General features: G+C 32.9%; 20 protein-coding genes and 1 riboswitch. Of the genes, 12 read left to right on the top strand and 8 right to left on the bottom strand.

The window, feature by feature from the left end:
* Positions 1-8: 8 nt before the first annotated feature.
* A complete protein-coding gene (locus tag HQN85_RS04325; RefSeq protein WP_173269155.1) occupies positions 9-782 on the bottom strand; it encodes an N-acetylmuramoyl-L-alanine amidase family protein in 774 nt (257 codons plus the stop codon).
* Between the two features lie 40 nt (positions 783-822).
* Positions 823-1,701: an N-acetylmuramoyl-L-alanine amidase family protein gene (locus HQN85_RS04320; RefSeq protein ID WP_246249605.1), complete on the bottom strand. Its 879-nt coding sequence runs from the start codon at positions 1,699-1,701 to the stop codon at positions 823-825.
* Positions 1,702-1,757: 56 nt separating this feature from the next.
* Between HQN85_RS04320 and HQN85_RS04315 the strand changes: the two genes are divergently transcribed.
* The 3 genes from HQN85_RS04315 to HQN85_RS04305 are packed head-to-tail and all read left to right on the top strand — an operon-like array spanning position 1,758 to position 7,142.
* On the top strand, positions 1,758-4,481 hold the full coding sequence (locus HQN85_RS04315) for a putative LPS assembly protein LptD (protein WP_173269151.1): 2,724 nt from the start codon (positions 1,758-1,760) through the stop codon (positions 4,479-4,481).
* 10 nt (positions 4,482-4,491) lie between these two features.
* The gene (locus HQN85_RS04310) at positions 4,492-5,739 is read left to right on the top strand and encodes a competence/damage-inducible protein A (protein ID WP_173269149.1); all 1,248 of its coding nucleotides are present in this window, start codon (positions 4,492-4,494) and stop codon (positions 5,737-5,739) included.
* 59 nt (positions 5,740-5,798) lie between these two features.
* On the top strand, positions 5,799-7,142 hold the full coding sequence (locus HQN85_RS04305; RefSeq protein WP_173269147.1) for a dihydrolipoamide acetyltransferase family protein: 1,344 nt from the start codon (positions 5,799-5,801) through the stop codon (positions 7,140-7,142).
* Positions 7,143-7,390: 248 nt separating this feature from the next.
* On the opposite strand, the gene HQN85_RS04300 is transcribed toward HQN85_RS04305, so the two are convergent.
* The 3 genes from HQN85_RS04300 to HQN85_RS04290 all read right to left on the bottom strand — a co-directional run bounded on the left by HQN85_RS04300 (position 7,391) and on the right by HQN85_RS04290 (position 11,379).
* Complete coding sequence (locus HQN85_RS04300) at positions 7,391-8,632, bottom strand: homoserine dehydrogenase (RefSeq protein ID WP_173269145.1); 1,242 nt, start codon at positions 8,630-8,632, stop codon at positions 7,391-7,393.
* Between the two features lie 36 nt (positions 8,633-8,668).
* Positions 8,669-9,727: a homoserine O-acetyltransferase family protein gene (locus tag HQN85_RS04295; protein WP_173269143.1), complete on the bottom strand. Its 1,059-nt coding sequence runs from the start codon at positions 9,725-9,727 to the stop codon at positions 8,669-8,671.
* A 253-nt stretch (positions 9,728-9,980) separates the two neighbouring features.
* Positions 9,981-10,093, bottom strand: a riboswitch (SAM riboswitch).
* 170 nt (positions 10,094-10,263) lie between these two features.
* Positions 10,264-11,379: a trans-sulfuration enzyme family protein gene (locus HQN85_RS04290; RefSeq protein ID WP_173269141.1), complete on the bottom strand. Its 1,116-nt coding sequence runs from the start codon at positions 11,377-11,379 to the stop codon at positions 10,264-10,266.
* A gap of 105 nt (positions 11,380-11,484) precedes the next feature.
* Between HQN85_RS04290 and HQN85_RS04285 the strand changes: the two genes are divergently transcribed.
* The 4 genes from HQN85_RS04285 (at position 11,485) to HQN85_RS04270 (ending at position 14,754) form a co-directional block, all read left to right on the top strand.
* Positions 11,485-11,976 carry a hypothetical protein gene (locus HQN85_RS04285; RefSeq protein WP_173269139.1) on the top strand — a complete coding sequence of 164 codons (492 nt, stop codon included), beginning with the start codon at positions 11,485-11,487 and terminating at the stop codon, positions 11,974-11,976.
* A 160-nt stretch (positions 11,977-12,136) separates the two neighbouring features.
* Positions 12,137-13,321, top strand: a complete 1,185-nt coding sequence (gene mqnE, locus HQN85_RS04280; protein ID WP_173269138.1) for an aminofutalosine synthase MqnE — start codon at positions 12,137-12,139, stop codon at positions 13,319-13,321.
* Positions 13,321-13,932, top strand: a complete 612-nt coding sequence (locus tag HQN85_RS04275) for a histidine phosphatase family protein (RefSeq protein WP_173269136.1) — start codon at positions 13,321-13,323, stop codon at positions 13,930-13,932. Before mqnE ends, HQN85_RS04275 begins: the two co-directional genes overlap by 1 nt.
* 96 nt (positions 13,933-14,028) lie before the next feature.
* Positions 14,029-14,754 (top strand): menaquinone biosynthetic enzyme MqnA/MqnD family protein, encoded by a 726-nt coding sequence (locus HQN85_RS04270; protein WP_173269134.1) that lies wholly within the window; start codon positions 14,029-14,031, stop codon positions 14,752-14,754.
* An 8-nt stretch (positions 14,755-14,762) separates the two neighbouring features.
* Here HQN85_RS04270 and HQN85_RS04265 read toward each other — a convergent pair whose 3' ends face one another.
* A complete protein-coding gene (locus tag HQN85_RS04265; protein WP_246249603.1) occupies positions 14,763-15,110 on the bottom strand; it encodes a hypothetical protein in 348 nt (115 codons plus the stop codon).
* 60 nt (positions 15,111-15,170) lie between these two features.
* Between HQN85_RS04265 and HQN85_RS04260 the strand changes: the two genes are divergently transcribed.
* From HQN85_RS04260 to HQN85_RS04240, 5 genes are all read left to right on the top strand, one after another.
* Positions 15,171-15,794, top strand: coding sequence for a 2'-5' RNA ligase family protein (locus tag HQN85_RS04260; protein ID WP_216847218.1), 624 nt, complete (start codon positions 15,171-15,173; stop codon positions 15,792-15,794).
* A gap of 262 nt (positions 15,795-16,056) precedes the next feature.
* On the top strand, positions 16,057-18,633 hold the full coding sequence (gene mutS, locus HQN85_RS04255; RefSeq protein ID WP_173270219.1) for a DNA mismatch repair protein MutS: 2,577 nt from the start codon (positions 16,057-16,059) through the stop codon (positions 18,631-18,633).
* 2 nt (positions 18,634-18,635) lie between these two features.
* The gene (locus HQN85_RS04250; RefSeq protein ID WP_173269130.1) at positions 18,636-19,133 is read left to right on the top strand and encodes a C40 family peptidase; all 498 of its coding nucleotides are present in this window, start codon (positions 18,636-18,638) and stop codon (positions 19,131-19,133) included.
* Positions 19,134-19,137: 4 nt separating this feature from the next.
* Positions 19,138-19,692: a redoxin family protein gene (locus HQN85_RS04245; RefSeq protein ID WP_173269128.1), complete on the top strand. Its 555-nt coding sequence runs from the start codon at positions 19,138-19,140 to the stop codon at positions 19,690-19,692.
* 10 nt (positions 19,693-19,702) lie between these two features.
* Positions 19,703-20,191, top strand: a complete 489-nt coding sequence (locus HQN85_RS04240; protein ID WP_317170022.1) for a TlpA disulfide reductase family protein — start codon at positions 19,703-19,705, stop codon at positions 20,189-20,191.
* Between the two features lie 176 nt (positions 20,192-20,367).
* Here HQN85_RS04240 and HQN85_RS04235 read toward each other — a convergent pair whose 3' ends face one another.
* Positions 20,368-22,272 carry a DUF3857 domain-containing protein gene (locus tag HQN85_RS04235; protein WP_173269124.1) on the bottom strand — a complete coding sequence of 635 codons (1,905 nt, stop codon included), beginning with the start codon at positions 22,270-22,272 and terminating at the stop codon, positions 20,368-20,370.
* Entirely contained in the window at positions 22,272-24,245 is a 1,974-nt protein-coding gene (locus tag HQN85_RS04230; protein WP_173269122.1) for a transglutaminase domain-containing protein, read from the bottom strand. The genes HQN85_RS04235 and HQN85_RS04230 overlap by 1 nt, the downstream gene beginning before the upstream one ends.
* Between the last annotated feature and the right edge of the window lie 95 nt (positions 24,246-24,340).

Here is a 24,340-nt window from a genome sequence, read left to right as displayed (position 1 = left end):
GGTGTTTGTTAAATCTCAATTTCTTTTTTGTATTGTTTTATTGCATTAACAATTGCAGTAACTATTTCCTCTTGTCCTTCTGGAGAATTAATATAATCTTCTTCAGCTGGATTAGAAATAAAACCAATTTCTGTTAGGACAGATGGCATGGCTGCACGTTGTAATATCAATAAACCTTGTTCTTTAACACCTCTGTTAACCCTTTTGTTCACATTAGTGTAGTTTTTTTGAATCATCTTTGCTAAAGCTAAGCTTTTAGCTCGGTAAAGTGATTTGTACAAAGATAACATAATTAATTCTTCGGGATTTGTAGGATCGTAAGTTCCTTTCTTTTTATAATCCTTATCCTTTAAAATATCTTCGTTTTCTTTTAAACCAGCATCCATTTCATTGATACGTCTGTAAGCACCAACAAAAGTTTCGGTACCTCTTGTAGTTCTATCGCTGCCACCCATTGAATTACAATGGATAGAAATAAATAAATCTGCTTTTGCATCATTTGCTATTTCAGCTCTTCGATACCAATCAACATCTACATCAGTTTTACGAATTTGAATAATTTTTATTCCTGGTAATTCCTCTTCTAATTTTTTGCCTAGTTTTAAAGCAACTTTTAATGCTACATTCTTTTCTAATGAATATTTGCCAGCTGCTCCTGGTTTAACACCACCATGTCCTGCATCAATTACAATGGTTTTGATTTTATAACCCTGTGCAAGAACGTTACTTGAATAAAAAAGAAATAGGATGGCAAAGGTTAACAGGGCACTTTTTAATCTCATCTAAACTTATTTTTTACAAATTTATAATAAATAACGTCAACTAAATTTCTACACTTGTTTTATAGGCTTCTATTGCTTTTAGCAGACAATTGGTTATCTCTTTTTGTCCGGCCTCCGAGTTCATATAATCTTCTTCACCAGGATTGCTAATAAAACCAATTTCCGTTAATATAGCTGGCATTCCAGCACGAGCTAATACTGCCAAACTCTTTTCTTGCACACCTCTATTTATTCTACCAACCTGTATATATTCATCCTGTACTAACTTAGCCAGCTTTAAACTTTGAGTTCTAAAAGTATTTTTCATTAATGATAAAATAATGGCACTTTCTGGATCATCTGGATTAAAACCATCATAATTCTCTTTATAGTTATCCTCTAAAAAGATAGATGCATTTTCCCTTTTAATTGCTGCATCCTGCTCATTCACTCTTCCGCTACCCGAAACGAAAGTTTCTACACCTTTAGTAGAGGTACTTTTAACATATCTGGTTTTATAAATCGGAACTTTTTTACCCTTCTTATTTCTAGTGTATCCACTGATGTAACGTGAGCTATAAACAGGCATATCATTACAATGGATTGAAATAAATAAATCAGCTTTTGCATTATTAGCAATGGCAATTCGCTCGTAAAGTGGAATAAAAGTATCATCCTGTCTCGTGAAAATTACTTTTACATCCTTTAAACTATCTTGAATTAATTTGCCTAATCTCAAAGCTGTTTTTAAGGCAACATCTTTTTCTGTAGAATATAATCCTCTTGTGCTACCATCTTTTCCGCCGTGGCCAGCATCGATAACAATTGTTTTTATTTTGTACTCTTGCGCAAGTAATTGATTATCAATACCTAAAATAGATAAAGCAGAAATAAATATAATCAAAATTGCATTTGGTCTAACCAATGGTATATTTTTCATTAATTTTGAACGTTTTGGGATAAACATTATTGCAAAAATAACATTCACACACGAATTTGAAACTTTTACGCGATATCATTTTTATTATTGCCGCTCTTTTATTAACATCTGTTGGTAACAAAGCGCTAGCATCGTCTAATTTTTTCTTCCAACAGGTAAGTAAACAAACGGATTCTACCAAAAAAGATACCTCAAAAGTTAAAATGAGAAAGAGTGATCTGGATGAGAAGGTTGAATACTTTGCGAAAGATTCTACTCGTGTTGATAGAAAAAACGGTATCATGTATTTATATGGTAGGGCACGAGTAATTTATCAGGATTTTGAATTGGATGCAGATTATATCAGATTTAACTCAAAAGACAATACCATTTTTGCTAGAGGTATTAAAACTGATAAAGGGAAATATGTTGGCCGACCTATTTTTAAAATGAGTAGTCAAGGCTCTTCAATTGCAGATTCATTAACTTACAATACAAAAACAGGTAAAGGAACTGTTAGTGGCGTATTTACTGAGCAAGAAGGTGGTTTCTTTTCTGGTGGTAAAACTAAAATGCAACCAGATAATGAGTTTAATGTGTCTGGTACAACATATAGTACCTGTAATTTACCAGAACCTCATTATGGTATACACATTACCAAAGGGATTGCCACAGAAACCCAGATTATTACAGGGCCAGTTTATTTGGAATTTGAACGAGTTCCGCTTCCTATAGCTATTCCATTTGGTTTTTTTCCCAAACCCAATAAAAAATCATCTGGTATTATATTACCTACTCCAGGGGAAGATTATACAAAAGGTTTTTCGTTAACTAATGGAGGATACTATTTAGCGTTAAATGATTATTGGGATGCAAGATTAACTGGAGATATTTATACAAATGGGTCGTACCACTTAAATTTAGCGACGAACTATATCAAACGCTATAAATTTGGAGGCAATTTTAATTTAGCTTATGCAAGTGATCGACAAGGGTTAGAAGGAACTCCAGAATACGATCCGCAAAAAAACTTTCACATTGGCTGGACACACAGCCAGAATGCAAATGCCAGACCGGGTACAACATTTAGCGCTTCAGTAAATGCAGGTACAGGGAATTATTTCAGTGTTTCTGCTGCAAACGGAACGTATGATATTAATCAGATAGCAAGTAATACGATGAGTTCGAGTATTGCTTATGGAAAGGTGTTTGGAGATGGCTTGTTTAATTTAACCACCTCACTTTCACACAGTCAAGAAACTAGAGCTAAAACAATTTCGCTAACCTTACCACAAGTAAGTTTGAACATGTCTACTATAAGCCCATTCGACTCTAAAAATAGAGTAGGTGAACAAAAGTGGTATCAGAAAATTTCAGTGGGCTACAGTATGCAGGCAAGTAATACTGTAAGCACCAGAGAAGATTTATTATTTGATAAAGATGGTTTAAAGAGATTTAGAAATGGAATGCAACATTCTATTCCAATTAGTTTGCCATTTAATGTTTTAAAATATTTAAACTTTAATAGTAGTGTGAATTACAGTGAACGTTGGTATTTACAAACCGTTCAAAATAGATATTTCAAAAGGCCAAACTCATCTGATAGTGTGGCCATTGATACGGTTAACGGCTTTAAACGTGCTGGAGAATATTCTTTAAGCTTGGGAATGTCTACCAAATTATACGGTGGAAAGAAATTTAAAAACCTAGGTAGCATTAAAGCAATACGACATGTGATGACACCCAATGTAAGTTTCTCTTATAAACCAGATTTTTCTACCAATAATTATGGCTATTATAAAAACAAAGTATATTACACAAATGATTTGAGGCCCGGTAAAAGTGTGCCACTAGATGGTGATAACTTGGTAAGAGATTACCAAGGACTCCCTCAAAAATATTCCATATTTGAAGGTGCACAATATGGTGGTCCCTCTGCTGGTAAGCAAGCAAGTATTGGATTTTCTGTAGATAACAATGTCGAATTAAAAGTATCCGATTCAAAAGATACAACCGGAACTGGAGAAAAGAAAATCCCAATTATACAAGGCTTAAACTTTTCTAGCTCTTATAATTTTGTATCTCCAACTAAAAAACTATCCCCTATAAACTTTGGAGGAAGATCTCAATTTACAGATAAATTAGGCTTTAATTTTAGTGGAGTTTTTAGTCCCTATGCTGTGCAAAATGTGCCAATAACTTCAGGGTCTGGACCAAACCAAACTATTACATATCAATATCAAGAAGTTGATAGATACGTTTGGAAAGATGGTAAGTTGCCAAGATTAACTAGTTTTAATTTCTCTTTTGATTATAGTTTAAATCCAGAAGCATTAAAAGGTCGCAATAAAAATATGGATGCACTTCAAAATCAAACTGATCAGCAACAAGCTGGAAGAACACCAGAACAAATTGAACAATTGCAAGCAATAAGTAGAGATCCAAATGCCTTTGTGGATTTTAACATTCCATGGAATATTGCTTTTTCTTATAGTTTCAACTATAATAATGCTTTAGGTTTAGCATCAACAAGAACTATAAGTAATACACTAAATTTTAATGGAGATTTTAATTTAACTCCAAAATGGAAAATTCAATTTAATTCGGGTTATGACTTCAAAGCTAAAACAGTTTCTTACACTTCATTTGCAATTTATAGAGATTTACATTGTTGGGATTTAAGCGCCAACTGGATACCATTTGGTAGCTATCAAAGTTATTCGATAGATATAAAAGTAAAAGCATCTATCCTTCAAGATCTTAAACTAAGTAAACGTAAAGGATATTATACCAAGTACTAAAATTGAAATTATGTTGGCGGAAATCATTACCATAGGTGACGAAATACTAATTGGTCAAATAGTAGATACGAATTCAGCCTGGATGGGTAGAGAATTAAATAAAATTGGAATAAGTGTAAAGCAAATTACATCAGTTTCTGATAATGCTGAACATATTATACAAGCCTTAGATGAAGCACAAAAACGTGCTGATATAATTTTAATTACTGGCGGATTAGGTCCTACAAAGGACGATATTACTAAACTTACCTTATCGAAATATTTTAATATGCCTTTAAGGAGAGATCAGGCTACGTTAGAACATGTAGAAGAATTGTTTCGTAAGTTTAATAGGCCAATGATAGATGTGAATATCAGGCAAGCTGATGTGCCAGATGGATGTATTGTTATCCAAAATCAAAACGGTACTGCGCCATGTATGTGGTTTGATGTGAATGGAAAAATTATTGTTTCTATGCCAGGTGTGCCTTTTGAAATGATGTATTTAATGGAGGGTGAAATCTTGCCTCGATTAAAAAATAAGTTCGATTTACCCTATATCATCCATAAAACAATACTTACAGTTGGACAAGGAGAATCGTTTCTTGCACAACAAATTGAAGATATTGAAGATAGTTTGCCAACTCATATTAAGTTGGCTTATTTACCTAAACTAGGACAGGTAAGATTGAGGTTAAGTACTATAGGAAAAGATGAACTTGCTTTAAAAACGGAAATTAATATATATGCGCAACAAATTATAGGTAGAGCAAAAGCTTATGTTGCGGCAGAAGAAGATGTTGCTTTAGAAAAAGCAATATTAGATATCATGAAAGCTAATAACTTGACACTTTCTACAGCAGAAAGTTGTACAGGAGGATATATTTCACATCTAATTACACAGCATGCAGGTTCATCTGCAGTTTTTGCTGGAGGAGCTGTAGCTTATTCTTACGATTTAAAGGAATCTGTTTTAGGGGTAAAACATCAAACCTTAACAGAGTTTGGTGCAGTTAGTGAGCAAACAGTTAAGGAAATGGCTCAAGGTGCAATTACTCATTTTAAAACTGATTATGCTATTGCTGTTAGCGGTATAGCTGGTCCAGATGGGGGAATGCCTGATAAACCTGTTGGTACAGTATGGATTGCAATTGCCTCAAAAAATAGTGTAGTAGCAAAATTGTTCACCTTTAGCAACAAAAGAATACAGAACATAGAACGTTCTGCTACAGCAGCTTTTACGCTGTTACTAAATCTATTAAAACAAGATTTGAATTAAATAGGTAAAAAGGCGTACTTTTGCGCTCAGATACCAATTATAAACATACCAAAAACAATATGGCTCAATACGAATTATTGTTACCAAAAATGGGAGAAAGTGTTGCAGAAGCAACCATCATTAAATGGACTAAACAACCAGGAGATTTAATCCAGTTGGATGATACGATATTAGAAATTGCAACGGATAAAGTAGATTCTGAGGTTCCATCGCCTGTGGCTGGTAAATTGGTAAAACAACTTTTTTCTGCTGATGATGTGGTTCAAGTAGGTGCGGTAATTGCAATTATAGAAACTGAAGGCACAACAGAAAGTACTCCAGTTACAGAACCTAAAAAAGAAGAAGTTGTGGCACCAACAGTTAACGTAGAAAGTATTCCAGGTGTAGCTCAATTGCCAATTAACAAAACTGAAGAAAATACCCCTCAAGACTTTAAAAATTCAGATCGTTTTTATTCGCCATTGGTGAAAAATATTGCTGCACAGGAAAATATAACTGTAGCAGAACTTGACCAGGTAAAAGGGAGTGGAGCAGAAGGACGTTTAACTAAAGATGATTTGTTAAACTATATCCAAAGCAAAAATAGTGGTGCGCCAATTAAAGCTGTACCAGTTGCAACAGAAGCTCCAGCCACAGTTGAAGCCAGCAAACCTGCAGTTTCACCCGCAAAACCTGTAACTTCTGTAAGTGGTGGTGATGAAATTATAGAAATGGATCGAATGCGTAAACTAATTGCCGAACATATGGTAATGAGTAAACATACCTCACCACACGTTACTTCATTTGTAGAGGCTGATGTAACTAATATGGTAATGTGGCGTGATAAGGTGAAGAAGGCATTTGAACAACGCGAAAATGAAAAAATTACATTTACACCGATTTTTGTTGAGGCTGTAAGCAGAGCGATAAAAGATTTTCCAATGATTAATGTGACCGTTAATGGAACGCAAATCATTAAAAAACGTGATATTAATATTGGTATGGCAGCAGCCTTACCAAGCGGAAATTTAATTGTACCTGTTATCAAAAATGCAGATCAATTAAACTTAGTGGGTTTGACTAAAGCGGTTAATGATTTGGCTTCCCGTGCTCGTAACTCCAAATTAAAACCAGACGAAACTCAAAACGGAACATTCACCTTAACAAATGTTGGGTCTTTTGGTAATGTAATGGGTACTCCAATTATCAATCAGCCGCAAGTTGCAATTTTAGCAGTAGGCGCTATTAAAAAGAAACCAGCTGTTTTAGAAACTGAATTTGGCGATGTGATTGCAATTAGACATATGATGTTCCTTTCACTTTCTTACGATCATAGAGTAGTTGATGGTGCTTTAGGAGGATCTTTTGTTCGTCGCGTAGCAGATTATTTAGAGAATTGGGATATCAATAGAGAGATTAATTAGCTTACGTTAAATAACTTAAGTAAGTATTAAGGTCTATGTTTTTATGTAGACCTTTTTTTATTGCTCATTTTCATCATTCCTGCATATGCAGGAATCTCAAAGCGATTATAATACAATTCAAATTATTCTATCGCATTACGATACCCAATCGAATGGCGTATGAAGATACTAGAAACAAAATACCTTAAACAGCAAAAAGCCTCAACATAAAGTCGAGGCTTTTTTGCTCAAAACAAAACAAAAAACAATTAATTAGCCAGAATACCTTCTTCGGCAATTGCAGCAATATCTTGTTGACTATAGCTTAACTTTCCAGTTTGTGCTATAAATACATCTTTATTTAAAAGTAAATCACGGTGTGCGATTAAATTTTTTAAACTCACACTTCCAATTACATACTTATATTCGTTACGAGAAAAACGTTCTGAGATATTTTCTACCTGTAATTTCTCTATCGTATATTCATGTACATATCTTATATACACTTCAATACTCACTTTATCAGTATGAATTAAGCCATTGAGTTGATGGTATTTTTTATACTCATAACGGTAATCATAACGTAATGCAGCAATATCAGAAAGTACAGCTGCGCCAGTAGGATGCCCACCTGCACCTTTACCAAAGAAGAATTGTTTATCAGCAAATGCTGCTTGCACAGTAACGCCATTGTATTCATTTTCTACATTGTAGAGAAAATCATCAGCCTTCACAAATTTTGGTAATACAAATGTGACAACTTGTTTGGTGCTTATTTTACGTGCTGTTGGTACTAATTTAATTTTAAAGTTTTTCTCTCTTGCATATTGAATATCAGCATCAGAAATATTTTGTATACCAACATTTAGTATATGATTTGGATTAATAAATAAACCATAAGCATGTGCTGTAGCGATTGCCAGTTTGTATTTCGGATCGTATCCTCCAACATCTAAAATAGGATCAGTTTCTGCGAAACCTAAATCTTGAGCTTGTTTTAAAGCAGTTTCATAAGCTAATCCTTCGTTAAATATCTTAGATAAGATGTAGTTTGATGATCCGTTAAAAATACCACTAATGCCATGTAAAAGTTCATTATCGTAATATTCTTCTAGGTTACGAATAATTGGAATACTGCCACAAACTGCACCTTCGTACAATAAAGATGTACCATACTTTGCTTGCAATTGCACTAATTCTTCTAAATGAATAGCAATCATTTTTTTATTGGCCGATACCACATGTTTACCATTGCTTAGTGCTTTTTTTACAATTTGAAAAGCAACATCTGCATCGTCAATTAATTCTACTATTGTGTTTATTTCTGGATTATTTAAAATCTCGTCGTGAAAAGTAGTGAAAAGTTGGGCATCTAAACTGCGTTTCTTTTCAGGGTTTTTAATTGCAATTTTTACTACTTCTAAATTTAGGTTTTGCCCACGAATAATATCATGTAAACCTTGTCCAACTACTCCAAATCCAAATAATCCTATTTTAAGTTTCTTACTCATTATATTCTTGTCTTTATTCCTTGCTCTAATTCTCTACTAGGCTGTTTTATGTAATTTGATTATTTTTTTATCGCTACTTTCTTTTAAGAAATTCCCTATTATATTTGTTAGTTTATCAGTTTCTATTAAAAACCCATCATGTCCATAAGCGCAATTAATACTGCTAAATTGGGCTTCATTAATATGGCTAGCTAAAAACTTTTGTTCACTAATAGGGAAGAGCACGTCATTTTCAATACCAATCACTAATGTATTTACTTTAATTTCTGCTAGCGCTGCAGTAATGCTTTTTCTTCCTCGTCCAACATTATGACTGTCCATAGCCTTGCTTAGATACCAATAGCTGTAGGCATTAAAACGTTTACATAATTTCTCTCCCTGATAATTTTGGTAAGATGCTGCTCTGTAACCTGTTATTTTATCGTTTACACTTTCCAGTTGCGTTGCCGAATACGCTTCGTAAGTACGATAAGATAATAAGGCTATACTACGAGCAACTTTTAAACCTTTTAACCCACCATCTGGCTGATTTGAGTAAAATGTCCGATCGGCACTAATCGCTAAACGTTGACTTTCGTTAAAAGCAATTCCCCATGGAGAATGAACTGCATTTGTAGCCACTAAAATTAAATTTTCTATCGTTTGTGTTTTAGCTAACGACCATTCTAAAGCTTGTTGACCACCTAAAGATCCTCCAATTAAAACTTTGATTGTACTTATTTCTAAATGATTAGCTAATAAATTGTGGGTAGCGGCTAAATCTTTAATCGTAAATTCTGGGAAAGATAAATAGTAAGGTTGACCAGTTGTTGGATTTTTACTTAAAGGATTTGTAGTTCCATAATTTGAGCCTAAAATGTTAGCACAAACAATAAAATGTTCTTCGGGATTAAATAAAGCATTATTTCCAAACAATCCTTTCCACCAATCTAATACATCTGCATTGGCAGTTAAGGCATGACAAGCCCAAACTACATTGTCTTTATTGGCATTTAGTTTTCCAAATGTTTGATAAGCAATTTCGAGATTGCGCAACTTTTTGCCGTTTTCTAGTTTGAATATTTTAGGGTGTTTATAGATAGCTACTGTGCTCATGATGTACTAATTCTTCTTTTTAATGTAATGTGGAGTTGATAATAGGTAACAGCGTATCTCGATTTCTCGAGACCTTCCGGATTGAATAATAACAAAGTGGAAGATTTTTTAACTAGTATATGCGACAGCACATACAGTTCATTAAGTGCATGTTACAACAAATCAGATTTACATTTAAAAACGCAATTGACCGTTTGGGGCTTGACTTAAGATTTTCGCTTAACGAAATTAAATTAACTGTTTTCATCTTCTTAATTTATATTTCCAAACAACACCATGTTGGCTGGTCAGGAATTGGCACCTTCTCCGTTAGGGAGGGTTGCCAGTGGGTCAAAGAGCCTGTCTCTCGCCACTTCTTTATAAATCAAACCGATTAAAGATTTGATTTTTTATTTAGCTTTCACCAAATAATATTTCAAATATAGGATTGTATTGTAAAATATGCAAAATAAAATTTTGATTAATAATTAACTATCTGAAAATTAGTTCAATAAAATTGATTTGTGAGGACTAATAGTTTTATTACTTATTAGTTATTAACCTAATGCTTGCTCAAAATCTGCAATCAAATCGTCAATATGTTCTAATCCAACCGAAACCCGAATTAAATTTTGTGGAGTTTTAGTATCAGGTCCCTCAACAGAAGCACGATGCTCCACTAAGCTTTCTACACCACCCAAACTAGTAGCTTGAGCAAATATCTTCACTGTGTTTACAACTTTTTTGGCAGCTATTGCATCACCCTTAACCAATACAGATAACATTCCGCCAAAATCTTTCATTTGTTTCTTTGCGATGTCATGTTGTGGATGAGAAGCTAAACCCGGATAATATACCGTTTCTACTTTTGGATGACTTTCTAAATATTGAGCTAATTTCATTGCGTTTTCACAATGGCCTTTTACCCTGTAAGCTAAAGTTTTAATACTTCTAAGTAGTAAAAAACAATCAAATGGAGAAGGAACTGCACCACCGTTTTGTTGTATATTTTTAATTCTATCCCAAAATTCGTTTTTTGTAGCAGTAGTTAAAGAGCCTCCTAACACATCGCTATGACCACCAATATATTTTGTTGTAGAATGCATTACGATATCTGCACCTAGTTTAATTGGGTTTTGTAAAGTTGGAGATGCAAAGGTACTATCAACTGCTAAAATGAGTTTGTGGTGTTTACAAATCTTTGCAAGAGCATTAATATCTGTAATTTTTAAGAGTGGATTTGAAGGAGTTTCTGCCCAAATCAACACTGTATTTGGTTTAATGAAACTTTCTACTTTATCGATATCAATTAAATTAATGAAATCGAAGGTTAAGGTTTCGTTAAAAATACTTAATAACTGTTTTTTTAGCCCCCAGTACATGTCATCAGGTGCAATAATATGGCTACCAGGTTTTAAGGCCTGAAAAACAGACATTCCTGCGGTATTACCAGATGAAAAAACACAAGTATCAGCACCGAATTCTAATGTTGTAATTACATTTTCTAAAGCGGCTCTGTTAGGATTATTCATCCGACTATACATATATCCACCTGGATAACCACCCTCTTCATCACGTAAAAAAGTGGTAGATAAGCTAATAGGCATTGTCACATCGCCTGTGGCACTTTTTACTAAATTTAACGCATGGATGGCGGCAGTTTCTGGTTTCATTTTTTACGAATTAAATACTGAAGATTTATAACAAAGCTAAATTTTATCTCGCAAAAAAAATGTTTTTGGCAAGATTTATGTAAAAGCTAATCAAAAAACAAGTATATGAAAAGAATATTTTTAATAGCAGCCTTAATTTGTAGTTCATTAATAGTGTTACAAAGCTGCTCTCCGAAAACAACAAGTGGTTCAGTTGCGGTAAAACGTGGCGATGTATCAGGTAATTGGGTTTTAAACGACATTACTTTTGATGGTATTCCTGAGGTTGCCGTGAAATCTTTCTTAGGCGAAAGCTCTTATAAATGTTTTGTAGGTAGCACTTGGGATTTAACAAATAGTGGAAATGGTAGCTATAGTTTACCATCAAGTGCAAGTTGTGGAGCTAAAATACAAGCAATTTTTTGGTCGGTAAGCACAGCTGATGAAACTTTCCAATTTAAGAAATTAAACGAAGGTGATAAAGCTAAAAACGTAACTGATGGTTACCGTTTAATGCTTTCTTCATCAGATGGAACGAATATGGTTATTAAATCGCCAATAGAATACGGTAGCAAAACTGCTTACATTGTACTAAATTTTACAAAAGCAGTTAAATAATATCCAATTATATTTTAGCCGCAGATGTGCAGAGGATATTAAATCTTGCGCATCTGCGGCTTTCTTTTGATGTATTGTTTCTAAATAAGCCATTTTTACAAGAAAATGATTTTCAATTAGGTCAATATTGTACTTTTGCCTAAACATAAAATGAATTATTGTGCAGGCTTTAACTCTACTTCTTAACAACCCAACTCTTGCAGCACCTTTAAAGGCGATTGCTCAAAAAGTTCAAAACCATCAACGTATTACATTTGATGAAGGAGTTTACTTATATGAACATGCAGAATTAGGTTATTTAGGTGTGTTGGCTAATTTTATTAGAGAAGAAAAGCATGGGGATAAAACCTTTTTCAATCGTAATTTTCATTTAGAGCCAACTAATCTTTGTGTTTACGATTGTAAATTCTGTTCGTATTCTCGTTTAATTAAACAGAAAGAAGAAGGTTGGGCATTAACTATGGATGAGATGCTCGATATCGTTAAAAAATATGATACAGAACCTGTAACAGAAGTTCATATTGTAGGTGGTGTTTTACCGCAATACGATGTAGAATTTTATTCAGGTTTATTCAGTGCAATTAAAAAACATCGTCCCGAATTGCATGTAAAAGCATTAACTCCAGTAGAATATCATTATATCTTTAAAAAGGCAAAAATAGATTATGCGACCGGCATGAAATTGATGAAAGACGCAGGTTTAGAATCAATTCCTGGAGGTGGAGCAGAAATATTTCATCCAGAAATTAGAGAGCAAATTGCCAAAGATAAATGTACCGCAGATCAATGGTTGGCGATACATGAAGAATGGCATAAACTAGATATGCGTTCTAATGCAACAATGTTATATGGCCACATTGAGAAATATGAACATCGTGTAGATCACATGGAGCGTTTACGAAATTTACAAGATCAAACTAAGGGTTTTCAAACGTTCATACCTTTAAAATTCAGAAATCAACATAACCAAATGAGCCATGTGCCAGAAGTTTCGGTGGTTGAAGATTTACGCAACTATGCCATTGCTCGTATTTACTTAGATAATTTTGATCATATTAAAGCTTATTGGGCAATGATTAGTAGAGAAACTGCGCAAATGTCGTTAAATTTTGGGGTTGATGATATTGACGGAACCTTGGATGATACAACCAAAATTTATTCGATGGCAGGTGCTGAAGAGCAAAATCCGGCAATGAGCACACAAGAGTTGGTTAATTTAATTAAACAAGTAGGCAGAAAACCTATTGAAAGAGATACATTGTATAATGTTGTAACTGATTATACTGATATTATTTTTGAAAGTGATGTTAAACCATCATATTATAAATTGCCTGTAATTAACTAATGGATAAAGAATTATACATTATACGCCACGGCGAAACTGAACTGAATAAATTAGGAATTGTGCAGGGCAGAGGAGTTGATAGTGATTTAAATGATACCGGTCGAGCACAAGCTGCAGCATTTTTTGAGCGATATAAAACTGTAGCATTTGATAAAATTTACACTTCTGAATTGAAGCGTACACATCAAACGGTACAGCAATTTATAGATTTAGGTTTACCTTGGGAGCAGTTAGCTGGTTTAGATGAATTAGCCTGGGGTTTATGGGAAGGCCAGCCAAATACGGAAGAATCTAGAGCGGCTTTTAGAGAAGTAGTTGAAAAATGGCAAGGTGGTAACTATGATGCGAAATTTGAAGGTGGAGAAAGCCCAAACGATGTAAGTTTCCGTTTACAAGAAGCACTTTCGATAATTAAAAGTAAAACTGATGAAAAGCGAATTTTAGTGTGCATGCATGGCAGAGCTATGAGGTTATTACTATGTTTATTACTTGATAAACCACTATCAGAAATGGGTGATTTCCCACACCAAAACACAACATTATATAGGTTAAGTTTTGAGGATAATAGATTTGCTGTTATCGATTTTAACAATACCGATCATTTAAAATAATTTATAGAAATCGTCATGCTGAATTTATTTCAGCATCTTTTTGCAAAACAGACCTTGAAATAAATTCAGGGACGTGAAGAAGAGGAGTAAAATATAGTGAGTAAAATAAAAATATCTGCAGTTTCTTATACCAATACCAAACCATTTATTTATGGAATTGAGCGTAGTGATGTTCGTGATGAAATAGATTTAAGTTTAGATATCCCATCAGATTGTGCCGCAAAACTTATTGATAATAAAGTAGATATCGGTTTAATACCAGTTGCTGCAATACCTTATGTGCCTAATGCTAATATTATAGGTTCATATTGTATCGGCTCGGTAGGCGCAGTTAATTCTGTTTTTATTTTTTCTAATGTGCCTGCTGCAGAAATAAAAACGGTAAAGCTCGATTTACAATCACGTACTTCTAATAACCTAGCAAAGGTTTTATTAAAATTTCACTTTAAAGTTGAAGTAGAATTTACAACTGATCAAGAGGCGTTAACTGACGCAATTGTGCTAATTGGCGATCGTACTTTTGGTCGTAAGGGAGATTTCGCTCATGTGTATGATATGGGCGAGGAGTGGATGAAGTTTACTGGTTTACCTTTTGTTTATGCGGCTTGGGTGGCTAATAAAACCATTTCTCCAACTTTTGTCGCTGCATTTGATGAAGCTTTGAAATTTGGATTAGCACATATAAATGAAGTTTTAAAAGAATTGCCCCAACTCAAGAACTTCGATTTAGAAGATTACCTTGTAAACAAACTAGATTTCGAATTAACTGATGAGAAGAGAAAAGCATTGGAGTTATTTCTCAGTTATATAAAAAAGCTTTAAGTATTATACTAAAGATTTTTTGTAACAGCTTTTTTAGCTGGCTTTTCAGTAATAACTTTATTTTTAGTCAGTACCTTTACTTTTTTTGTTGGTTCCGCTACTTCAGCTATTGCAGGTGCATTTTGTTGTAAAAAAGAAGTTAAAACTTGCTTTAAATATAAATCTGGTTTCGGCATGTTTATTACCGTACCAGGTTCCTTATCTTGAGATTGTTTGATGTAGGCTGATTTAATTTTGCCCCAATCTTTGGAATATAATTTGATAAACATTTCTACAAATTGTTCATCTGTATACTTTTTAGGCAATCTGCCTAGTACTGCTTGTATTTTTTCTTCTTTTCTATGTAAAACTGCCATTAGCTTTTTTGTGTTTAGCAAAGATAGATATATTAATGCAACTAGTCATTAATACAAGAAATGTCATTAATTTTAATTTCTTCATTTAAATTAGTTTTAAAAATGGATAACCTAATAGAACCAAGATATTCAATTGCTATTATGCCACCAAAATCTGGTATTGACTACGTGAATGAGCTTAAGAATTCTCTTTGTACTGCTATCAATTGGTTTAATAGTAAAAATTCAAAAGCGCATGTTACTATTAGTGAGTTTGTAGCTGATGATGATGAAATTGAAAAAATAATTAATCAACTTAAGGATTTATCAAGTTATGAAAAGCCATTTCATGTAAACTTTGAAGGAGTTAGCAGCTACAAAAATGGAGCAGTGTTTATTACACCTGATGGAAATTCGAAGATTGCATTAAAACAATTAATGTTGAACATACAAAAAGGCTTGAAGATAAAAAATGTTAATCATAGTAAAGATCCACATATGTCGATTGGTAGAAAATTAAGCGAAGATAATGTTGCAACAGCACTTAAAATGTTTGCAGATGTAAAACTAAACTTTGACTGTGTTGGGCTTGTTTTAAGGAAATTTAATCCTGATATAAAGGTAAGACAGTATGAAGTTTTGAATCATGATTTTAAGTTTCTTGGAAATGAACCTAAACCAAATTTACAGCAAAGTTTGTTTTAAGCGTCTTGTTCATTAATATTTGTATTTCTTTTGCCATCTAAACCTGATAGTAACGAAACGGAATAAAGTGAATAGCAGGACTGACATCAATCATATATGGGAATTTGCTTTTCTAAAAAAGTAGGCTTATTATTTATTTTACCTCTTAACATTTAAATAATTTATCCACAAAAACTTCAACGCTAATGGGCAAGATGCTATATTTACAGATTACTAATTTAGATAAATTTTGGCCAAAGTAAAAGAGACCGTTACCCCATTAATGCAACAATACAATACTATAAAGGCGAAATATCCTGGTGCATTATTGTTGTTTAGAGTTGGAGATTTTTACGAAACATTTGGTGAAGATGCTATAAAAACAGCACAAATTTTAGGCATTGTTTTAACTAAACGTGGCACAGGACCAAACGGAGCTTTGGAGTTAGCTGGTTTTCCACATCATTCTTTAGAAAATTATTTATCTAAGTTGGTTAGAGCGGGACAACGCGTAGCTATTTGCGATCAGTTGGAAGACCCAAAAACTACTAAAACTATTGTAAAAAGAGGCGTAACAGAGTTGGTTACACCAGGTGTTGCATATAATGATAATATTTTAAGTCAGAAGGCAAATAATTACCTCGCCTCGGTTTTCTTCGATAAACAAAACATTGGCGTTGCTTTTTGCGATATTTCTACTGGAGAATTTTTAGTTGCTCAAGGCAATGCAGAGTATATTGACAAACTTTTGCAAGGTTTTAGACCTACTGAAGTTGTTTTCCAGAAAAGTAAACGTCAAGAATTTTTAAACCTATTTGGTGATAAATTTTATACTTTTCATCTTGATGATTGGGCTTTTACGTCAGATTATGCGAATGAAATACTAACTAAACATTTTGAGGTAAACTCACTTAAAGGTTTCGGGGTAGATAAATTAAATGCTGGTATTGTAGCAGCAGGTGTGGTTTTAAATTATTTAGGTGAAACTGAGCATCGCAATTTGCAACACATTAGTTCTATTTCTAGGTTAGAAGAAGAACGTTATATGTGGTTAGATCGGTTTACTATTCGCAATTTAGAATTGGTAAGTACAGCTAACGATAACGGCGTAACTTTATTCGATGTTCTAGACGACACGTGTACACCAATGGGTGCAAGAATGTTGCATAAGTGGATTATTATGCCGTTAAAAGAGCTCAAACCTATTCAAGAGCGTTTGGGAATGGTAGAGTACTTGGTGCACCATGAGGAACTTTTGCAAGAATTCTTAACGCATATTAAACCAATTGGAGATTTAGAACGACTAATTTCTAAAGTTGGTTTGCAAAAAGCTGGGCCAAGAGAATTGGTTCAATTAAAACGAGCTTTATCTCATATTGCAGATGTTAAAAAAATAGCTGAAGAAACGAAAAATCCATTTCTTACCGTTTTAGCATCGCAATTAAATCCTTGTTTAAGCATTAAGGAAAAGTTAGAGCGAGAATTAAATCAAGATCCTCCAGCTTTGCTGATTAAAGGAAATGTAATTGCCGATGGAATAGATGAGGAATTAGATCGTTTACGTAAAATCGCCTTTGGCGGAAAAGAATATTTAGTTGAAATTCAGAAAAGAGAAGCAGCTACTACTGGTATTCCATCGTTAAAAATATCTTTTAACAATGTTTTTGGCTATTATTTAGAGGTTACGCATACGCATAAAGATAAAGTTCCAGAAAGTTGGATCCGTAAGCAAACTTTGGTAAATGCAGAGCGATATATTACTCCTGAACTGAAGGAATATGAAGAACAGATTTTAGGTGCAGAAGAGAAAATTCAGGCAATCGAAGTCCGTTTATATAATGAATTGATGTATCAGGTTTCACATTATATTAAACCTATTCAGTTAAATGCCTATTTAGTTGCACAATTAGATGTGTTGCTTTGTTTTGCACAATTGGCCATTAAAAATCATTATGCCAAACCTATACTTAACAATAAAAAAGAATTAGACATTAAAGGCGGCCGCCATCCGGTAATAGAAAAACAATTGCCAACAGGCGATGAATACATTACCAACGATGTTTTTTTAGATAATGATACACAACAAATTATCATTATTACTGGTCCAAATATGTCTGGTAAATCAGCTATTTTAAGACAAACTGCACTAATTGTTTTAATGGCGCAAATTGGTTCGTTTGTTCCTGCAAAAGCAGCTCATATCGGGATAATTGATAAGATATTTACAAGAGTAGGAGCTTCTGATAATTTATCTAGTGGAGAAAGTACATTCATGGTAGAAATGAATGAAACAGCTAGTATTTTAAATAACATTTCGGATAGAAGTTTGATTTTGTTAGATGAAATTGGTCGTGGTACGAGTACGTATGATGGTATTTCTATAGCTTGGGCAATTGCAGAGTTTTTGCATGAACATCCAACGGCACGGCCAAAAACTTTATTTGCTACCCATTATCACGAGTTAAATGAGTTAGAAAATACAATGAGCCGTATCAAGAACTTTAATGTAACGATTAAAGAGATGAACAATAAGGTAATTTTCTTGCGCAAATTAGTGCCAGGTGGAAGTGAACATAGTTTTGGTATTCATGTAGCTAAAATGGCTGGAATGCCATCGAAATTAATTAATCGTGCAAACGAAATATTAAAACGTTTAGAGATTGATAGAACCGAGGGACAAAGTATTAAGGATAGCATTAAGAAGGTTCAAAATCAGGCTTATCAGTTACAAATGTTCGCTATTGATGATCCAGTGTTAGTAAAAATACGAGACACGTTAAATAACCTAGATGTAAATTTGTTAACACCTGTTGAAGCTTTGCTGAAATTGGATGAAATACAACGTTTAATTAAAACTTAGGTATGAAAGCACTAAAAGTAAATTGTTTTATTGTTTTAATATTTGGATTGCTCTTAGCATCATGCAGTTCTAGAAAATATACAGTTAATCCGAGTGAAAAAGCAGCAAAAGCAGCAGATGCCATGGCTGCATTAAAAAGTAAAGATTTATATCGTTTCATTACCGATTGGACAGGTGTTAAATATCGCTTAGGCGGATTAGATAAAAGCGGAATAGATTGCTCGGGTTTTGCATTATTGTTAGAAAAGAATATTTATGGACATACTTTACCAAGACGATCAAAAGATCAGGCAGAGTCTGTAAAAAAGAAAAACAAAAGTAATTTAGAAGAAGGTGATCTTATCTTTTTTTCCTTTGGAGGCAATGAAGTAGACCATGTTGGCGTTTATTTGAATAACAATTTTTTTGTGCACGCCTCCACTACCAGAGGTGTTGTAGTTGATGATCTGAATATGCCTGTTTATCAGAATGCAATTGTAAAAACAGGAACTTTAAAATAATAATATGCGTAAAATAATAAGCTTTCTTTGTTTAGTAGTTAGTTTAACATCAGCTGTATATGCCCAAAAAACATTAAAAGTTGGTGAGGTATTGCCTAATTTAGCTTTATTAAGTACCAAAGGAAATGTATATGATTTAAAAGCTCAAAAAGCGGTAAAAGGTTTTATTCTAGTTTTTATGACTCCAACTTGCGATCATTGTATAGCCTACGAACCTAGAATTATGGCTTTAGATAAGAAATATAAGGTTAAGGGTTTTCCTGTGGTAGCTATTGGTCCTTATGGAGATGATCCGATTAAATATCCGCTAGATGCGATGCCCGAAATGAAAAAACTGGCAATCAATAAGCAGTTTACATTTCCTTATTTATCTGACGATAATTTTAAATATACCTGGTTATTAGGTATAAGAGAAACACCAACCGCTGTAGTATTGCAAAAGAAATCAAATGGTTTTTTAATTAAATACATTGGCAGAATTGATGACGAGCAAAACCAAAAACTAGTTCCTAAAAATAAATTTGTAGAACAAGAGGTTAATAAATTGCTGACGAAATAAATCATTGTTTGTGAAGAAATATCTGGTGATTTTATTTTTGTTAACATTAACTTTTTCTGTAAATGCACAGGTTAAATTAATATCATTAAACGAATTACAACAAAGATTTACCAAAGGAAAAGATACAACGTATGTAGTAAATTTTTGGGCAACATGGTGCGGGCCTTGTGTTAAAGAATTACCACACTTTGAAAATTTAAAAACAGAATATTTCAAAAAGCCTGTAAAAGTAATTCTGCTTAGTATGGATTTTAAATCTAAGCTTAACTCCGCCGTTATACCATTTGTTAAAAAACATAAACTAAAATCAGAAGTTTATGTAATTAATGAACCCAATCAACAAACTTTTATAAGTAATGTGGATAAAAAATGGTCTGGCGCATTACCATCTACTTTGATTGTGAAAAATAATATGCGATCATTTTTTGAAAAAGAGTTTACCAATATCGAATTAGAAGATTTAGTAAAAAATATAGTTCACGGAGATTATAAACCTTAAGGCCACAACTTATTTTTTGCACAATTACTTGTTAATTGACTACTTTTATCCCGAAATATTAAGCATTCTTATGGCTTCTCCTAAACACGATTATTCTTTCTGGACGAAATACAAACGTTTTGCTACGACAGAAATTCTAATGTATTTAATAATGGTTATCGGAATTGGTCTTGGCATTATTTTTTTAAGCTAAATACCAATTTTAAGTGATCTGCAGTGTTCACATCGGATATAAACTTAAAAAATGCTGTATAACTTTCTGCTGGAAATGTGCCATCATTCATAACAAATTTTCTATAGTAAGTTAATTTATTCCCTTCTAACCTGGTTCTTGAAATATAGGAACCAAATTCATTAGAAATTTCTTTATTGTTTGGCTCAATAAAAGGAATTACATTTTCCGGTAAAGTGTACGTAATGCTATCTATATCTGTATATCCTCGATTTATATAAACTGGCAAAGTTCTATTTTTTGAATCAGGTATAGTGGCTTTAATATTAAATGCATTTAATAAAAGAAACATTTTTCCATTATTTATAGACCCGTAATTTCTAATGTTTAAAGTTAAATTTTCTGTGAGTTCAGGTTCAATATCTTTCTTTTGATTATACTCAATTTTGTCGAAATTGATATTGTCAATATCATATGCCTCTTTTAATAGTTTTTGTTGTTCTGTTAAAGATTTATCAATAATCTGTTCATGGTTATCATATTGTGCACCAGAAAACATGGTTTTCAAATTTCCAGTTACATTTCCCTCTTTATCTATACTTAAATCCGCTCTGCTAACTTGAAGATTTTTTGACGTAGTTAATTTTGGTGTACGTAATAATTTGCCCCCATCAGCTGTGCAAGCCAATACATATCTATCATCTGTAAAGTCACTTAAAAAACCGAATGGAATTTTCTGACTGGTGCACTCTAGCCAGGTTGTATCGCCTTTAAGTGGCATGCATAAAATAACATGATTTCCTTGATTCATACTCGCATACGTTGGATCTAAACTCTTTTTCTGACTTCCGGCTTGTACAATGCAATAATATGATTCGATACCAGCAACATCTAAAAGACTTTGCATATAATTAACTAACGCTTTACAATCGCCATAACCTAAACGATCTACATCTGCAGCAGTAACAGGTTGAAAACCACCAATGCCTATTTGTACACTAATATAACGTGTTTTATTTTGCAGGTATTGATATATTTTTCTAGCTTTTTCTTTATCTGTTGTCTCGTTTTTAACTAAATCTCTAATGGTTTGTGTAGTAGTGGATAATAGTGTTTTACGATTTTTTAACAAATTATCATATTCCCATTTACCTAATTCTTGCCAATTCGTGTAATCGCCTTTATAATTGAAATAGCTAAAATTTTGAGGTGCAATCTTAACACTAGTTTGGTAGTTTTCTCTGTCAGGGCTATAGGGTTCAGGTTTTACACCAGCCAGATTATTTACCGTCCATACCAAAGTTTTCTGCTTATCAGTTACAGTTTCGATAGCCTTATTAGCTAAATTTTGAGTTTTAATGCGAAACTGATCAGTTGGCTTACAAATAAATGTATAGCTACTTTTCTCTACCGAAACATCATTAGCAGGTTTTGGTGTCCAATCTGGGATAATTAGATTTTGCTTGTAACGCATTTCATAGGTATAAACTATGGTATATGGATACGTATTAACAGCAGGTAAATAGTGTTTTACTCGACTATCTTCAAACAACGAGAAGTCTTGTACAGCACTTTCATCCTTAAAATCATTTTGTGAAAATTTGCCCGCCAATTTACCTACTTCGTTATAAATTTCACCTTTGATGCTTTTAATCGAAGTATTTTTATCATAGAAGAGGACTAAACGAGCACTGTTTTCGCCATTTTTATTTAAAACTGTAATAGCTTGCTTTACCGAATACATCACATTATCAGGAGAACGCATATCTACAACGGTTTCTTCATTTCGGATCGTTGCATTTGCTCTATTTCGCAATGTTGCAGGTATCAATTCTGCATCATAGTTGTCTTGAGCAAACCCTGTATGAAAACTTAAAACGAAAATAAAAAACAGAAATAAAACTTTCATTAATTGGCTTTTTTTAAGAATAAATCTGTTTTTTGATTTTGAATGATCTTGCTATAGAACTCTTTGAGATAAAGGTATTCTTCTGGAGCATAAATCGCTTTGTTAAATTGCAAAACTTGGTTTAGTACTAGATTATTATCTGTTAAATTAGTTTGTAATAAATATCTACCTCCGGCTGATGGTAAAGCTAAGCCCATATCTTTAGGTTTTTCTTGTACTACATAGTTTTCTGGAAGGCTAATTGTTATTGAAATTCGCTCATCAGATGCAGCACCTAAATCTACCGGATATGTTCTTTCATTTAAATTAAAAGGATTTTTTGAAATACGATTAATAAAGAAAGGATTAATATAGAGTTGGTTTTGATTTGATCCATCATGAGCTGCAAATTCAACTTCGTAGGTCTCTATAAGTGGTTTGTCTACACTGTCAATATTTAAGATTTCTTGTTTTAAGATACTTAATTTTGCAAGTCCTTCATCTAGTTTCTCGACATATTCATCTGTAGAATTATATTTTTTAATTTCTTTTCGTTTGTTGAAAGCAGCATAACCAAGAGTAGTAGTGGTGATGGTTCCTTTAATTTTTCCATCAGAATTTAATTTTCCATTTAATGCATAATTCGTAACACTTTTCTGAGCAGCTTTTAAATCAATCCAATAAGATGGTTTTTTAAGATTAATTACTCTACCTTGATCATTTATACAACGTAGGGGTAATAATCCAAAAGGTAATAAAGGTTCTGTCGCATCTAATAAATAACTTTTTTCTCCAATATTAACTTTAGCAACTACATAGTTAAAATCGCTTATAATAGGATATAATTTGTTTACATTTCCATTATCTCGTGTAGATATAATTACGGCTTCTGCATCTAAATCTGCAGCTGAAAGAGCAGCAATTAAACTTAAATTTATGCCAGCAGCATTGCCAGATCTATTTTCAAGAACATTTTTTATATTTTCCTCACTATATTTTCCATAGTAACTATTCCATTTTATCTGTTTCTTGATATAGTTGTAAATTGCTTGGGCTTTACTCAATTCATCTGTCGTATTCTTTAAAATAGATGGCAATAAATCCTTAAATACATCTTTTCGCTTCATGTGTGAGCCAAAATTCTTATCAGATGTTAATTCGTAATCAACATCTTTCCAAGCCTTGGTAAAACTTTGTTTGCTACCATTTGTCATTTGCATATCGGAAAGCTCAAAATAAATTGCCGACTTAAAATTACTAGCAGCTGTCATGTAATCTTCTTCCAAAAAAGCAGGTACATTTTTCATATTATAAGTCATTTTCGAACAATCAATAGTCACTCCGTTTAAACGTAAACATTCTTTACTTAATTCGGCCTTTTGCTCATTTAATTTATTAAATCCACGAAGTGTTACATTATAATTATAATTTCCAGGTATGTAGGCTATATATTCACTACTTACTTTAGGAATATCGGATTGAAATTCCCATGTTTTAAAATTAAAGTAGTTTGGAGATTGCAAAAGATAACTATATTCTATAATAGAACCATCTTTAATATTTGGTAATGTAAATTTAGTTAATGAAGTGTATTTGGATCTATTTTCAGTAAAAACCGCTTTCTTATCCATAACAGTTTCAACAAATTTTCCATCTACATAATTAAAAGTAGAAGCTTTAAGATTTTTAATTAACTCTTCTCTGCTATCATCTTTATAAGTAGGAATAACAATGTTAGCTTGATTAAAACCTTCCTTATTGTAAATTTTAATTTTTACGTGGTAATTAAACATTAACAAAAGTCGTCCTGTGGCATCGTCAAGTTGTAATGTTGCTGTTCCAAATTCCCTTAAAACCACAGCATTGGCATTACTATCTAAAGTTTTTTTATTAAATTCATAATCATCATGCGTAATTGCTCCAAAGTTAAAGTCTTGAGCTTGAGTAGATAAGAATAGAGAACAAAAGCAGATTACAGCTAAAATTTTCTTCATAAAGAGGCTAATTAATTTATAGCAATTTAATTCTACTAATTAACAATATGAAATAATTTCAACTAAAATTTTAGCTGAATAGTACAGAACTAACC

Origin of the sequence: Pedobacter boryungensis, assembly GCF_013204825.1 — a bacterium.
Lineage (GTDB): Bacteria > Bacteroidota > Bacteroidia > Sphingobacteriales > Sphingobacteriaceae > Pedobacter > Pedobacter boryungensis.
The sequence above is the reverse complement of the archived record's forward strand: the minus strand, read 5'-3'. Positions and strand labels throughout refer to the sequence as shown.